At 46.3% G+C, this 13,899-nt stretch carries 15 protein-coding genes; 6 read left to right on the top strand and 9 right to left on the bottom strand.

The window, feature by feature from the left end; translation table 11 throughout:
• Nucleotides 1–772 precede the first annotated feature (772 nt).
• Complete coding sequence (locus Q0X35_RS03635) at nt 773–970, bottom strand: helix-turn-helix transcriptional regulator (protein ID WP_297565549.1); 198 nt, start codon at nt 968–970, stop codon at nt 773–775.
• 120 nt (nt 971–1,090) lie between these two features.
• On the opposite strand from Q0X35_RS03635, the gene Q0X35_RS03630 reads away from it, so the two are divergent.
• Together Q0X35_RS03630 and Q0X35_RS06485 are read left to right on the top strand one after the other, a co-directional pair.
• A complete protein-coding gene (locus tag Q0X35_RS03630; protein ID WP_297565546.1) occupies nt 1,091–1,396 on the top strand; it encodes a type II toxin-antitoxin system RelB/DinJ family antitoxin in 306 nt (101 codons plus the stop codon).
• A complete protein-coding gene (locus tag Q0X35_RS06485) occupies nt 1,393–1,725 on the top strand; it encodes a type II toxin-antitoxin system RelE/ParE family toxin (RefSeq protein ID WP_366084408.1) in 333 nt (110 codons plus the stop codon). Before Q0X35_RS03630 ends, Q0X35_RS06485 begins: the two co-directional genes overlap by 4 nt.
• 241 nt (nt 1,726–1,966) lie before the next feature.
• Here the strand turns inward: Q0X35_RS06485 and Q0X35_RS03625 are convergent, their stop codons facing one another.
• From Q0X35_RS03625 to Q0X35_RS03615, 3 genes are all read right to left on the bottom strand, one after another.
• Entirely contained in the window at nt 1,967–3,685 is a 1,719-nt protein-coding gene (locus Q0X35_RS03625; protein WP_297565545.1) for a DUF262 domain-containing protein, read from the bottom strand.
• 63 nt (nt 3,686–3,748) lie between these two features.
• Nucleotides 3,749–5,005, bottom strand: coding sequence for a class I SAM-dependent RNA methyltransferase (locus Q0X35_RS03620; protein WP_297565542.1), 1,257 nt, complete (start codon nt 5,003–5,005; stop codon nt 3,749–3,751).
• 22 nt (nt 5,006–5,027) lie between these two features.
• The gene (locus Q0X35_RS03615) at nt 5,028–6,851 is read right to left on the bottom strand and encodes a hypothetical protein (RefSeq protein ID WP_297565537.1); all 1,824 of its coding nucleotides are present in this window, start codon (nt 6,849–6,851) and stop codon (nt 5,028–5,030) included.
• A 46-nt stretch (nt 6,852–6,897) separates the two neighbouring features.
• On the opposite strand from Q0X35_RS03615, the gene Q0X35_RS03610 reads away from it, so the two are divergent.
• Nucleotides 6,898–7,566, top strand: a complete 669-nt coding sequence (locus tag Q0X35_RS03610) for a TrkA family potassium uptake protein (RefSeq protein ID WP_297565535.1) — start codon at nt 6,898–6,900, stop codon at nt 7,564–7,566.
• Entirely contained in the window at nt 7,563–8,270 is a 708-nt protein-coding gene (locus tag Q0X35_RS03605) for a TrkA family potassium uptake protein (RefSeq protein ID WP_297565532.1), read from the top strand. Before Q0X35_RS03610 ends, Q0X35_RS03605 begins: the two co-directional genes overlap by 4 nt.
• 50 nt (nt 8,271–8,320) lie before the next feature.
• On the opposite strand, the gene Q0X35_RS03600 is transcribed toward Q0X35_RS03605, so the two are convergent.
• From Q0X35_RS03600 to Q0X35_RS03585, 4 genes are read right to left on the bottom strand one after another with little or no spacing between them, the layout of a single operon-like run.
• On the bottom strand, nt 8,321–9,007 hold the full coding sequence (locus tag Q0X35_RS03600; protein WP_297565529.1) for a DUF3159 domain-containing protein: 687 nt from the start codon (nt 9,005–9,007) through the stop codon (nt 8,321–8,323).
• A complete protein-coding gene (locus tag Q0X35_RS03595) occupies nt 9,007–9,249 on the bottom strand; it encodes a hypothetical protein (RefSeq protein WP_297565527.1) in 243 nt (80 codons plus the stop codon). Before Q0X35_RS03595 ends, Q0X35_RS03600 begins: the two co-directional genes overlap by 1 nt.
• Nucleotides 9,246–9,956, bottom strand: coding sequence for a DUF3710 domain-containing protein (locus tag Q0X35_RS03590; RefSeq protein ID WP_297565525.1), 711 nt, complete (start codon nt 9,954–9,956; stop codon nt 9,246–9,248). The genes Q0X35_RS03595 and Q0X35_RS03590 overlap by 4 nt, the downstream gene beginning before the upstream one ends.
• Before the next feature lie 52 nt (nt 9,957–10,008).
• The gene (locus Q0X35_RS03585; RefSeq protein ID WP_297565522.1) at nt 10,009–10,308 is read right to left on the bottom strand and encodes a DUF4193 domain-containing protein; all 300 of its coding nucleotides are present in this window, start codon (nt 10,306–10,308) and stop codon (nt 10,009–10,011) included.
• 259 nt (nt 10,309–10,567) lie between these two features.
• Between Q0X35_RS03585 and sepH the strand changes: the two genes are divergently transcribed.
• On the top strand, nt 10,568–11,719 hold the full coding sequence (sepH, locus tag Q0X35_RS03580; RefSeq protein WP_297565520.1) for a septation protein SepH: 1,152 nt from the start codon (nt 10,568–10,570) through the stop codon (nt 11,717–11,719).
• Between the two features lie 54 nt (nt 11,720–11,773).
• On the opposite strand, the gene Q0X35_RS03575 is transcribed toward sepH, so the two are convergent.
• Entirely contained in the window at nt 11,774–12,919 is a 1,146-nt protein-coding gene (locus tag Q0X35_RS03575; RefSeq protein WP_297565517.1) for an alkaline phosphatase family protein, read from the bottom strand.
• Nucleotides 12,920–13,036: 117 nt separating this feature from the next.
• Between Q0X35_RS03575 and Q0X35_RS03570 the strand changes: the two genes are divergently transcribed.
• Nucleotides 13,037–13,899, top strand: an 863-nt coding sequence (locus tag Q0X35_RS03570) for a DNA gyrase subunit A (protein WP_297565515.1), incomplete at its 3' end; no start/stop codon positions are given.

The raw sequence follows: 13,899 nt of genomic DNA, 5'->3' as shown, positions 1-13,899 counted from the left end.
TGACGACACAACACCTAAAAAATCGCTTCTGACAATATTTCTGTAGTCTCAATAAACACAAAAAGCAGTTCTTCGGGATCCCTTGACTTCAAGCCTTTTTATACAGTTTCAGTCCTTCACTCTTGACATCAAAACAACACTCTCCACGTGGATTGAGAGAACTCCGAGTATAGCTACACTTTTTTGAGTGCGCACTATGGATATTGGGTGCACCTTTTAACGGTAGGAAAAGCAATCGTTAAAAGGTTTGGACTATGAAAAATCCTAGACCTAAATTGGGTTTAAGCCGTGTAGCCAAACTTATTTACTATATGTAAACAGCTAAATTTTTCTGGACCAGCATACTTTCAGTAACGTAGAAATAACAATTTGCGCCAAAGCAACCGCCATTAGTGCGAAAAAGGCTTCATAAGCTTATATAGGCTACTATCAGAGAAATAATTACGATAAGCATAGACAATAAAGATACTATATTGGCTCCAGATTTCATTCGTATTAAAATTTCTCTCTCATCCCTTTCCTTTGTGTACCTCTCTTTGAGTACTGTTTCATTTCTATAGGCACATATAAGCGTGCTCATATAAAATAGGCTTACAATCTCAAGATCAGTGAAAAAGCCAACCACATAGTCTGTCACGTTGCTTCTTAACGGAAACTGTTCTTTTAGATAAAAATTACCAAATAACACCACCAATAAAGCTACAGCGCACAATATTGCTAAACACTTATTCTATTAGCTATTTCTTTTTTGTAATTTTCTAGACCTTTCATATCAGTCGTTCTCCTCCAAAATAAATATATCTTCGATCCTTATTTCAAAAAATTTTGCAATTTTAAATGCAAGTCGTAGCGAAGCTACATATTTACCAGTTTTGATAGAGGTTATGGTTTGCCTGGTTACCCCAACCTCATTTACAAGTTCTTCTTGTGTAAGCTTTTTTCTCCTTAATTGAGAAATTATGTTTTTCATCATTAAAAGGTTTCAATAGCTTAATCACACTGTGATAAATATATTGCTTTATTTACTTTCATATGCTTGCGTGTGCTTGCAGCTATTTTATAAAATAAGAACAGAAAGGACGTAACAACAATGGCAAATACAAACGCTGTGTATGCAAGAATCGATACAAATCTTAAAGAAAACGCTGAAAGCATCTTGAACCAGCTTGGAATAACTCCATCTTCAGCAATCCAAATGCTTTACAGCCAGATTGTTTTACAAAAAGGCATGCCATTTGAACTTCGATTGCCAACTAATATGCCCACTGCTTTAGGCAGCTTAACAAGAGATGAATTGGATAAAGAATTACAAAAAGGCATCGACTCTATTTCAACTGGTAAACAATATAGTGCAGATAAAGTAGATCAATTCTTTGCTACGGAATACGGCGTATGAACACAACCTATAGCGTCATTTATTCCCCGCAAGCGTTCCTTGATCTCACTGAACTGTACGAATATATTCGCTTTAATTTACAAGTTCCAAAAACGGCTGAAAAACAAGTCAACCGTATTAAAAAAACCATCCGTTCTCTTGAGACTATGCCTATGCGATATTCACTTGTTGATTGGGAACCGTGGTGTTCTAAAGGCATACGTCGAGTTCCTATCGACAACTACACTGTTTTCTACTTAGTTAACGAAAACCAAATGGCTGTAACAGTTATTCGCATATTCTACTCAGGCAGAAATATAGAAAACATTATAAATAACTCAAATAATTAATGCGCGATTTGGATTAGAAAAGTAACGAACGAAGTAGCGTAATTTCTAACGCTACAAAATACGCCCGGCTAACTAACTCTTGACATCAAGACGACGCTCTCCACGTGGCTCGGTTATTCAATAGAAAACATACCCAACCACTATTGTACAATAGAATAGTTGAACCCCTATTTTCGCCTTAAAATGGATATGTCGAGCCGATCGAAACCTTGAATTGTCCTATTGTTAGTATAGGCAAATACTATAAAAGAATATCCTTTAATGCCTTGCTCATCAGTTTCTGACGTTTCTCCATAAACTCTTCAAAATTTGCAAGTTCATAAGAAACATCACTGGGAAGGTACTTAGCATTTTCACTATTCTCATCAACCTTCAGCCAATCGACAAGTGATGTCGCATTTTTAGATTCATTCTCTCTACCTTCCAACAGTTGAAGGTTTGCTAATGTATTCCTTCTTCTACGCCAATCTTCTTTAGTATTATTATCAATCACTGTTCCATCCGGCAACACTAAGTCTTTAATCTTGCCTTCTTCAAATCCTGCATACGGATGCATATGATCTTGATGGAATCCCTTCTGACTATATTTCAAATTTGGATACAGAAGAGATAACAACATAAATGTATAGTCACCAATCTCATATGTATCGAACATTGCATCAATCTCATCCTCGGTATATCTAAGGGTTCTGTCGCCTGTGAATCTAATTCCATTTAGATTTTTCATACTAAATGAATTAGATGGTGCTGCCTTCAATGCCTCTCTTATGCTTGTCAGTGCAGAGTTTGATGCAGTACCAAAAATCTGTCTTACCTGTGCGATTACAATATATTTTCTTAATTCATCTTTACTGCTCGAATCGAAATTACCACCCTTATATCTGTAGTAAACCATAGGAGAAACAGCCACATAAGAAATCATGTTCTCCGAATTGAATCCGAACTCATTTAACAAATCAGCTGTATCCTTGATGGCATTTCGGATTGAGTCCCAGTTTTCTTTGATTTTTAATACACTGTCTTTTTTGAATGTTTCTACTTTTAATGCTACGGGCATATCTAAAAGATACAAACAGGTACGCATTATAAAGTCATTAGAGAACTTGAATCCTTCGCCTTTCTTATTTATTTCAGAAAGCAGCTTATCATTTTCATCCCTTGCCTTATCCCAATGAGATACAATCGTAGAGAATAATAAGTCACTCTTTGAAAGAACGGTTCCACCAGAATTTACTCTGACGAAAATATCCAATACACTGTCAATCGAATCTTTTTCTACTTCAAAGTAGTTGATGATCTCATCAGTAACCAATCTTGTATGCAAAAGAGAAATATTCTTTGTTGCAACTTTGTCGGTTTCCAATCCATTAGGAATGATGACCTCTGTTAATAAATCTTCAGCTGAATACTTAAGGATATCTTTTACCAAATACCAAAGCTTGTCATCCTTATTCTTTGAAGCCTCTTCTGCTGTTAAAAATCTGAACTCGTAAGAAATGTCCTCATCATCAGTTTTTTCACTGTGCAAATCAAAGTACAGTTCTTTCTTCGGAAATGCGTCATCATTCTTCCATCTTTTGCTTGGAAGTTTTCTGCTCATACTTCCTTGCAAAGCTATGTATAAAGAAGTCAATCTCTGCTGGCCATCCAAAACTACCCAGATTGTTTCATCTCCACTACCAACCGGGAACGGCTGTGGCGCAGCCGAATTCTTATACATATCTCGGTCATGGTAATCTTTTATAAATTCATACATTGAATACTCTTTTTGGTTCACAATAGTCTTCTTAACTTTCCAAAAAAGAAAAGTTCCAATAGGATATCCAAGCATGATAGAATCCATTAATCTTGTAATCTGTGAATCTCTCCACACATATTTTCTTTGAATAGCAGGAAGGTAGACTCTTCTACTATTTACATCATTTATTATTGCTCTAATACTTTTCTTTTCGTATGCCATGATTCACCTCACTCATTACTCGTTTTTATCTGTTCTCCATCATTCCAAGCCTTTTTCATACTTTTACTTGTGTGTTTTAGTCAACAGAATCACGCTCTCCACGTGATGCGTATGAGGGAAAATATCGAAGATGTGGATTCCCGTCATTCGATAGCCACCTGCCGCTAGCTGCGCCACATCGCGCGCCATTGCAGCTGGATCACAAGAAACTAAAACGATTTTCTCTGCCCCACTCTTTGCGAGCTGCTGGGCAGCTGCCACTCCCAGCCCTGCGCGCGGCGGATCTGCCAGCACGAAATCTGCCTGCGCCGTCAATTTTTGTATATTGCGCGCCCCGATTCGCACTTCTTGCGCTTTCGCCCAAGGAAAAGCTGCTAAATTCTTTTGCGCAGCTTTTACGGCTTCTCTGCTCCCTTCATAGGTAGATAAACTCCCTCGTGGCCCTATGCAATCTGCTAAAGGTTGGGAAAATAAACCGGCACCGGCATATAAATCCACTCCGCGCACTCCCGAGATATCTCCCAAAAAATCCTGCACCGCCATAATCAAAGTACGCGGGGCTTCTCTGTGCACTTGCCAAAATCCTGCCGCATCCAGTGCATAACGATAATTTTTCTGCGTCTGGGAATCTGACTCCCCCGGCAGCAGCACTTGCTCTCGCACAGTCCTTGCCGCGCGTTTACCGGGTGCACTATAAACCTTTTTCCCTACCGCCAGCCGGATATCTCCGCCGCTGCTGGCTACTGCCCGCACTTTTGCTCCTACCGGCACATATTTATCCCAGGCCCCGCCCCATAAATCGAGACTTTCTATACGCGCATCGGCCAGTGGCATTTCTTGTAGTGGCAATAATTCATGCGAATGCGCCCGATACATTCCAAATCCCTGCGGCATTTTCACTAAATCGATGCGGCTCCGGCTCCCCCAGCCATCGCTACTATCAACTGCCTCTACTACTAGCGGCAAATCAGCTAACTGTGCAGTAATTATTTCCCCGCCAATTTTTCGCAGCTGCGCTGCCACCACTTGGGCTTTTAATTCTCGCTGAGATGGTAAAGCAATATGTGCAAAATCAGCTGCTCCGGTATATGCCACTCCCCCCGCTGGCCAAGGATTTTCGATTCGCTCCGGGGCAGCTTCTAATACTTCCTGCACCACTGCTTTCGCAAAGCGGCGCTTTCGCTCAAATATCTGAACGCGTACTTTTTCTCCCGGGATAGCACCTCCCACAAAGATTACTTGCCCATTTTCGCGCGCTACGCCGTATCCACCGTGCGCAATATCGGTAATGCGCAGCTCTAAATTCTCTTCCGCTTCCACAAACTACCCAACTATCTCGGCGCTATTTTTCAACATTAGTTTCCCGCATATTGAAAGGAACTTCGAGGAGCATAATCCCTTTTTCGGCTTTTAACTCATTAATTATGCGCGGGGTCCGGAAGCGATAGAAAAAACGCACGAGCGGATTGCTTGGTAAGACGCGCGCCACCACTACTACCAGTGGTTCGCGGGGGTGAGCTGCACTGAATTCGCGCAAAAAATCTATGATTGGCCCGCGGGAAGCGCCCGCCGGAGTGCCGAGAATAGTCAACGGCAGTGGAATCTCCGCCTTCTGCCAATCGGTGCGCAGCTGTACGGTACTTTCCGGATCCACATCTACGCAGAGAGCCTGCAGAGAAGCGAGACGCATGGCTCGCGCCCAGTCAATAGCTTTTATACTTGCCCCATCTAAATGCGATACCAGCACGAAGCCATGCACTTGGGTGGGGATATGGCGTTCTGCCAATAGTTCTGTAATATCCAAAGCGCGTAATACCTTTCTTTTTCCCCGATTGTAGAAATTAAGCGCAATTTCTGGGCCGAGGAGTAATAAGACCGTCCACAGCACCCACTCCACGGAAACTACTGCTACCGAGTAGATCATGGCGAGCAGGAAAAGTGAATAAAACCCGAAAATTATCCGCAGCCGCTTCGCATCAGCTCTTTCCGCGGCAGAGAATGAAACTTTTAGTATTTTCTGCGAACGCGCCATCATTGCAAAGCAGGTCAGCAATCCGATGGTATACGAAACCATTAGGAATACCATCGTGAAGAAATGGAAAGAAGTCAGCATATAGGTAGCTAAGCCAGCTAACCCCGCAATAATAATTACGATTACCGCTCGTTCGTTTTCCGAATCTTGAAATCCGAAACGTCGCGGGAGCAGGTTATCTGAAGCTAATTGCCGCAAAATCTGCGGCAGCTGCCAATAAGCTGAGATGGTGAGCGTGATACCTAAAAAGGCGAGTACTGCTGCGAAAATTCCGGTAACTGGGCGCGGAAAGAGCAAAGCGCTAATCTCCAGCAGCGGCAAACTCCCAGATTGGTGCAGCACATCTAATTGCACCGCTAAATAAATTATTAGGGCAATTAGCAATAATACTGGAATAAAGTATCGGTAAATTGAACGCATCTGCACCCGCCGATAACGCGGATTTACCAAGGTGCGCTCACTGAAGATAATTAAAGCGGCGGCGGGGATACAGCTGCTGAGAAAAGCTTCATAAGGGATTCCCCCCAGCGTCACTCCGGAAAGCGCATCCGTTGCTTCGAGCTGCGATTCCAGCGCCGCCTCCCCACTCGCAAAGAGGTCATTTCCCGTAAATTCCATTCCCAAAGCTACCCCGACGCCGAGCAGTATTAATACAAAGGCTAAATAGGGAGTTGCAATAAACCAGCGGCGCACCGAAAAATGAACCCGAATTAAGGCGGGTATAGCTAGCACAATCACTAAGGCACTGGCGATACCGGGGCGCTGCGAGCTGTTAGGAATAAAGAAATCTATAGCTTCTAGTGCCAGCTGCACTCCCAGCATAATGAGCAAAGCATAGGAGAGAATTCGCGCAGCTCCAATAAATATCCCTACTTTTTCCCCTAGATAATAGGCACATATTTGCTGAAAAGAACGCCGCGGTAATTCTTTATTTAGCTGATGTAGCACCAGCGAAGTCACCACAAATACAAAGACGCCCGGGAAAAGCAGCGAAAAAATTCCCAAACTTAAATGTTGGCCGGTGAAGGGAACGAGGACAACTTGCGGTACTATAGCTATCAGGGTAACGAGCACAGTTTTCGCCACGGCACCAAAATACCGCGGCTGAAAATCTTTCCGGCGCAAATTACCCATAGTAAATAGAGTACGCTTTCCACTAGTCAAAGGTAGCTTCTTAATCGTGCATTTCGTCATTATGGGATGTGGACGCGCAGGCGCCACACTGGCAAATAATTTAATCGCCCGCGGGCACTCCGTGGCGATTATTGATAAAAATCCGGATGCTTTTCGCCGACTCCCCGATGATTTTCCGGGGCAACGCGTGACGGGAATCGGCTTTGATCGCGACACTCTCCAGCAAGCCGGCATCGAAGACGCTGCTGGATTCGCCGCGGTATCTTCTGGGGATAACTCCAATATCATTGCTGCGCGAGTAGTGCGCGATACTTTTGGTATCGAGAATGTAGTGACGCGTATTTACGATAGCTCGCGCGCCGGCGTATATGAACGGTTAGGAATCGCTACGGTAGCTACCGTACGCTGGACTGCCGATAGAATGCTGCGCAAATTAATCAATCTCGGCCCGCACATAGAATACATAAATTCCACCTATAATATGACGCTTTTTTATGTGGATATACACCCCTCTTGGTACGGGATAAGCTGCGAGAATCTGGAGCAAGCTGTAGAAGCTCGGCTAGCGTTTATCGGGCGAGATGATGAATCAATTCTCCCGGATTCTGATACCGTACTCCAAGACGGCGATAACGTATATCTAATCGCAGCGGCCGAGCGCACCAAAGAAATTCAACGTCTACTTAACCACGAGATAGAAGAGGGCTGGCTATGAAAGTGATGATTGCCGGAGCTGGCTCCGTAGGCCGTTCTATTGCGGCAGAACTTATTCAGCGTGGATATGAAGTGACCTTAGTGGATTCCGATCCACACGCCATGCGGATTGCCAAAGTACCCAGCGCGGATTGGGTATTGGCAGATGCATGTGAAATAGCGACTCTGGAAAATATTTCTCTCCAAGATGCCGACGTCGTAGTGGCCGCTACCGGAGACGACAAAGCTAATTTAGTGGTTTCTCTGCTGGCAAAGACGGAATTCGGGGTGCCGCGCGTAGTGGCGCGTGTAAATAATCCCGCTAACGAATGGCTATTTGATGAAGCCTGGGGGGTAGATTATGCCGTATCTACTCCGCGAATTATGACTATGAATATTGAAGATGCGGTAGCTTCGGGAGAGCTCAGTAAGCGAATCGATTTTGATCAAAGCAGTACCAGCCTCTACCAAGCCGTAATCCCCGCCGACGCCCCTATTGTGGGTCTAGCTATTCGGGAAATTCTTTTACCGCAGAGTCTCTTTATCTGCGGCATAATTCGCGGTGGAGCCCCTTTAATTGCCGAACCACTCGTAAAAATTGAAAGCGGAGATCGGGTACTTTTCATAGTGCACAATGCTTCCGAAGAAGAAATCGCGGCGGTGGCCGCCCTCAGCTCACTTCCTACTCCACTTTCTGCCAATAGCGCAGAGGAAAGCGCGAATTAGGAATTAGCTCGTTTAGAGAAGTTTCACCCTGGAGCTTTGCTCGAGAATTTTCAAAGATTTTCCGGATGCTCCCCGGCCGATTTTTCGCTCGGCACTCCGCGCACTAGCATCCACGAAAACCAGGCAGCTAGGGCAAAAAGAGGAATTCCCAGAATTAGTTTTGCCACCCCGAGTGCCTCCGCTGCTCCTTGCCAATAGAGTGGAAGCTGCACTAGCAGACGCAGAGCAAATACCCCGAGCCAAATCAAAGTAATCGCATAGTACCGCCGGCGCAATTGTGCCAAGGCCTCCCCTTTGCGCCAAGCAGTAGATTCACCGCGGAAAAATCCGATGACTACTCCGAGTAGCGGCCATTTTATTAGCAGCGAGAGTAGCAGCAAGAAAAAATATCCCGCATTCATCAGAATTCCCCAGAGAAACATATTGCTTGCTTCCCCGGTGTGCCATACGAGCACTGCGGAAATTATTACCGCCAGCAGGCCGCCCAATACAGGCATTATCGAAATTTTTTGCAAAATCCGCACCAGCACCCCGATAAGGCAAATTCCACAGGAAATAAAAGCTGCTAAAGCCGGGCGATGCGTAAAAATATAAAGGATCAGAAAAATTAGGGTCGGAATTATTGATTCACAAATTCCCCGCCAGCCTCCTACCGCCTGCAGTGCATCAAATTTTTCACTGGTGATAGCAGTCAAAGCACTCCGCGTAGATTTTGGGGTAGAAACTTTTTTCTCCATTATTTACTTTCAATGCAGTAGCGTGGGTTATATAGAGTGCGTATTCCTTGCCGCTCCACATAGTAACCACTCACTTTAATCGTTTGCCCAATATCTAAAGCGTGCAGAGTGCGATACGAGAGAAATACAATCTCTAGCGGGTGGCCCGCCGTCTCTAAGTGCACTTTCACAGCGGGAGAATTAGTGGCACCGGGATAGGAAATAGCGGATACTTTTCCTTCGGTATCAATCCAATGTTTCACTGCTGAGGCATCTCCCGCGCCATGAAATCACCTTTTGGCAAGTGCAGAGGAAGCAGTTCCCGCGGCGGGAAAGGCGCTTCGCCCCGGTTTATCACTAGTTTTTCTAATACGGAGAGCATCTCTTGGCTCGCCTGCTTATCGTAGCCGGCTTTTCCGTACAAACTTACGCGCAGTAACCATCTCGGCCCGTCAATACCTAAGAAACGGTGCGGGGCGAACTTTTTCGAATCTGGCAGCGGCATCTGGGCCTCTAATTCTTTACCGAAAGAGCCCACTACTTCTTGAGAAGATCCACCCTGTTTAGCAATAGAGCTGCGCATATCGAGACGCACAGAATCCCAAATACCTTGCGATTTTGGTGCCGCAAAAGCCTGCAATTGCAAGGCCGAGCCATTCTTTATATAGACAACTCCGATTATATTCTGCTGCTGCGCATCGGTAGTGAATTGCAGCTGCGCGCCCGGCAGTAAAGGAATTTGCAATGCTCCAGCGTCCACTAAATCTTCGGTAGTAGCTACTTCGCTTATATCCCACGGCCCATTTAGGCGATAATCAACTTCCTGCTCCCCAGCTGCCACTTGGGGAGCGCCCGCGCCGCTTTCGGCGCCTGCTACGCTGTCGACGCCGTCTACGCCTTCTGCTACTTCCTGCTCCGGTACAGATTCTGCAACTGCTTCAGTATTTTTTCGCCGCCGGAACCATCCCATTTGCTTCCACTTCCTCTTTTCTTTACCGCTATTTAGATTCTGCAGAGTCTAATTAGGAAGCGCAATCATTACATACGGGAAGACCATTTTCTTCGTATGCCAATTGGGAACGGTGATGGACTAAAAAGCAGGAGGAACAAGTAAATTCATCGTCTTGCGCCGGAATCACTGCCACCGCTAACTCCATATTGGATAAATCAGCTCCCGGAAGTTCAAAACCGTCTGCCGCTTCTACTTCGTCTTCATCTACCGATCCAGATTGATGCTTAGTGCTACGGGCTTTTAATTCTTCTAAAGAATCTGTTTTCAGTTCTTCATCACGCTTCCGCGGAGCGTCATAATCTGTGGCCATAACTCTTCCGTTCCAATTTGAGCTGGCGGGCTAGGCAGTGCCACCGCCATTCCTTTATTAGTAACTTCCCAGTCTTTGTATCAAAGCTAAGTAAATTTAGCAAGGCGAATTCTCTATATTTTCCCTCACAGCAGATTTTAAGAATTTTCTCGAAACTGCCGAATAAAACTATATAAGCTCTAGCCGCCTGCTAACATTGGCAGTGTGCCTCCGTATATAGTTATGCGCAGGAATCAGGTATTTAGAAAGGTGTACTTTTATGGAGCTGCAGCTGCAAGGGCTTGATTCAGAAAACGGGTGCCTTTCTCTGCGTGATAGTGACGGCAAAGAATACGTACTTCCACTCACCGCCGAGTTACGAGAATTAGTGCAAAACGAATCAGACGCAGAAGAAAATACGGAAAAAGAAGCTGCGCCGCCGCACAGCACTCTCGATACGACTCCCCCGGCGGATACCTCGGATACTGTAGATTCTTCAGCTGAGGTGCAGAACTATTCGCCGCGGGAAATTCAGGCGCTTTTCCGGGCCGGCAAGACGGTGGCCGAAGTAGAAAAAATGTCGGGAATTCCAGCAGAACAACTAAATAAACTCGCTTTTCCTATTCGCAATGAGCGCGATTATATTGTGGCGCAAGCCTGCGGTTATTTACAAAGCCAGCAGGGTGGAGATTTGACGCTGGCTGAATTAGTAATTTCCCGCCTCGTAAAGCGCGGCGTAGATGAAAATGAGATCACATGGGATGCCACGCGCGCTGCTGATTCTCCGTGGAAATTAACTGCTTCTTATCAGATCGCTGGTGCTCCTTTGCAAGCCGAGTGGGAAGTCAATACGAAGGCCAAGACACTCAGCGCAAATAATGATGAAGCTACTTGGCTTACCGAGACTCGCATTCCCACCCCGGATTCCCCGTGGCGCCCCCTCAATATGCCTGAGCTTGAAAAAGAAAGTGCTCCTTCCGCATCTGCCGCAGCAGATTCGCTTGCCGAGACCGATTTCGATATTCCGCAGCTTTTCCCGGAGCAAACTGACACATCAGAATCGGAGACTATAGATATTAACGAGATTCTTGCTTCCTTAGAGCATCGCCGGGGCACTAATGCTCCGATGCCGGAAGAGGAAGAGGAATTTCTCGGAGCTCATCCAGCTGCTTCGGAACCAGAAATGGCGCAAGACGCCAGCATTCTTCAGCTGCCGGAGCGCGGAGATAACTCCACTCCACTGCCGGCCGCACCCACTGCAGAGTTAGAGAATCAGAGCACTCTACCGGGTATGCCGGATACTCCGGAAGAAGCTAGCAGTGAGAATGAGAAGACGGCGAAAAAATCGAAACGGCGCGACCGCCCAGCTATGCCTTCGTGGGATGAAATAGTCTTTGGATATTCTAAAGACGACGATGAAAACGCCGAGTAGATTGCGGCCGGCTCGCCAACTCGGTAGCTAGCTAACTAATCAGCAGCTAGGTAACTAGCAAAGCTCCATAATTAGCGGTATCTGCATCTCGGCTTCCGTGCGCGATCCGTGCACTCCCACCATAGAAATTGCCGCCGAACTGTGCACTCGGGAATCTACAAATCCAGTAGTATTTTTCGCAATTGCCCATACATCTCCGATGGCTTGCTCTGCCCGCGCACTGACCTTTCCTAACCAGCCGCTCGCTATGAGCTGCTCTTTTGTATAAATCCAAGCAATATCGGCCACTTCGTCTTCCCAGCGTTTCGCCACTGCTTGCGGATCAGAAGTATATATTTGAAAAGCTCTTTCTTCTCCCGCTACGCATTCCACATCTTTGCGCAAAGCCGGCACCGCCGCTATATCTATTTTCCGCTCTGCATCTACCATGCCGTGATCGGCAGTGAGTATTACCAGCGTGCCGGAGGGAACTTGCCGCAGTAAACTCCCCCACCCCATATCAAAGTATTCCAATTCATTAATCCAGCGTTCAGATTTCCAGCCGTAACGATGCCCCACCGCATCTAGCTCTCCCCAATACAGGTAGACGAGTTTTTTCCCCTTCCGCAGCGCATTAGCCGCCGCCTGCACTCGTTCTTCTAAACTCTCTGCCGGCACTACCGGCGCTCCGCGCAAAGCCGCCAAGCTCAAACCGGAAGCAATGAATTTTTGCGGCTGGACAATTGCCGTATGTGCCGCTTCCTCTTTCAGCATCTCAAATAGCGTGGGATGATTTTGCCATTTTTCCGCCGAGATTCCCGCGTCATTCCAGTTAATCAGCGAAAAAACCTGGCCATTATAGGGCGAACGCAGCGCATAACCGGCCATGGCGCTTTCCCCTGGCAGTAAACCCGTCCCGAAAGCAGTGATAGCGGCCGCAGTGGTAGAAGGAAAGACTGTGTTTATATGCGTATCTATATCTAGGGCACGCAGGTTGGGAATATGCCCGCGCCGCGCCTGTAGCTGCTGGTAGCCTAAGCCGTCTACCAATACTACACATACCTGGGTGGCCCGAGGAATTTGCAAAACTTGGCGCGCTGCTTCGCCTGCTTTTACGGAGTATCCCACTGCCGCTAACGCCGCCGGGAGCACTGATTTTAGGCTCTGCTTGCTTTGCGAAGAACTCGCAAAAGTGCTGCTGCTTGGGAAATTTCCATCCATGAATAACTACCTATAATCTTCGCTCCTATCTTTCTAAAATACTACACTCTCCAAATCTCACATTCACACACGGCTGTGCTTCCAGGGAAAAACCACTAAATAGCACATAATAGGAATATGGCAAAAAAACGGGATGTTGTAATCGAAGAACATATTGAAGATATCGACGTATCTGAAGAAATGCGGAAATCTTTTTTAGAGTATTCCTATTCCGTAATTTATGCTCGTGCTCTTCCCGATGCTCGCGACGGCTTAAAGCCAGTACAGCGGCGAATTCTTTTTCAGATGTATCGCATGGGGCTGCGCCCCGATAAAGGTCACGTGAAATCTTCCCGCGTAGTGGGAGATGTGATGGGGCGGCTGCACCCACACGGCGATACTGCCATATATGATGCCATGGTGCGCCTCGCGCAGCCCTTTACTATGCGTCTCCCCCTAGTAGATGGCCACGGTAATTTTGGTTCTCTCGACGACGGCCCGGCCGCTCCCCGCTATACGGAAGTACGTATGGCACCGGCCGCACTGGCGATGACGGATTCTTTAGACGAAGAAGTCGTGAATATGGTGGCAAATTATGACAATACTTTGCTTCAACCAGAAGTGCTCCCAGCAGCTATCCCCAATTTACTAGTTAATGGCGCCTCGGGAATTGCGGTAGGGATGGCTACCAATATGCCATCGCATAATTTGCGAGAGGTGATTGCCGGAGCCCGCCATTTACTTATGCATCCGGAAGCAGATTTAGATGAATTAATGCGTTATATTCCCGGCCCAGACCTGCCGGAAGGCGGAAAAATTGTGGGGCTAGAGGGAATACGGAACGCCTATGCCAGCGGCCAGGGAATTTTCCGCACGCGCGCCACCGCCCATATTGAGAATATCTCGGCGCGGAAAAAAGGAATAGTGATTACGGAGCTCCCCTATCTTACGGGAGCGGAAAAAGTAATTGAAAAAATAAAGAGCGGTATTCAAAGTAAAAA

Source organism: uncultured Arcanobacterium sp. (assembly GCF_947253055.1).
Taxonomy (GTDB): Bacteria; Actinomycetota; Actinomycetes; order Actinomycetales; family Actinomycetaceae; genus Arcanobacterium_A.
The sequence above is the reverse complement of the archived record's forward strand: the minus strand, read 5'-3'. Positions and strand labels throughout refer to the sequence as shown.

Coding starts and splice junctions, on each gene's coding strand:
- sepH (WP_297565520.1), top strand. CDS start 10,568: ATGGAGCTGCAGCTGCAAGGGCTTGATTCAGAAAACGGGTGCCTTTCT.
- Q0X35_RS03635 (WP_297565549.1), bottom strand. CDS start 970: ATGAAAAACATAATTTCTCAATTAAGGAGAAAAAAGCTTACACAAGAA.
- Q0X35_RS03630 (WP_297565546.1), top strand. CDS start 1,091: ATGGCAAATACAAACGCTGTGTATGCAAGAATCGATACAAATCTTAAA.
- Q0X35_RS03625 (WP_297565545.1), bottom strand. CDS start 3,685: ATGGCATACGAAAAGAAAAGTATTAGAGCAATAATAAATGATGTAAAT.
- Q0X35_RS03600 (WP_297565529.1), bottom strand. CDS start 9,007: ATGGAGAAAAAAGTTTCTACCCCAAAATCTACGCGGAGTGCTTTGACT.
- Q0X35_RS03590 (WP_297565525.1), bottom strand. CDS start 9,956: ATGGGATGGTTCCGGCGGCGAAAAAATACTGAAGCAGTTGCAGAATCT.
- Q0X35_RS03615 (WP_297565537.1), bottom strand. CDS start 6,851: ATGGGTAATTTGCGCCGGAAAGATTTTCAGCCGCGGTATTTTGGTGCC.
- Q0X35_RS03585 (WP_297565522.1), bottom strand. CDS start 10,308: ATGGCCACAGATTATGACGCTCCGCGGAAGCGTGATGAAGAACTGAAA.
- Q0X35_RS06485 (WP_366084408.1), top strand. CDS start 1,393: ATGAACACAACCTATAGCGTCATTTATTCCCCGCAAGCGTTCCTTGAT.
- Q0X35_RS03575 (WP_297565517.1), bottom strand. CDS start 12,919: ATGGATGGAAATTTCCCAAGCAGCAGCACTTTTGCGAGTTCTTCGCAA.
- Q0X35_RS03605 (WP_297565532.1), top strand. CDS start 7,563: ATGAAAGTGATGATTGCCGGAGCTGGCTCCGTAGGCCGTTCTATTGCG.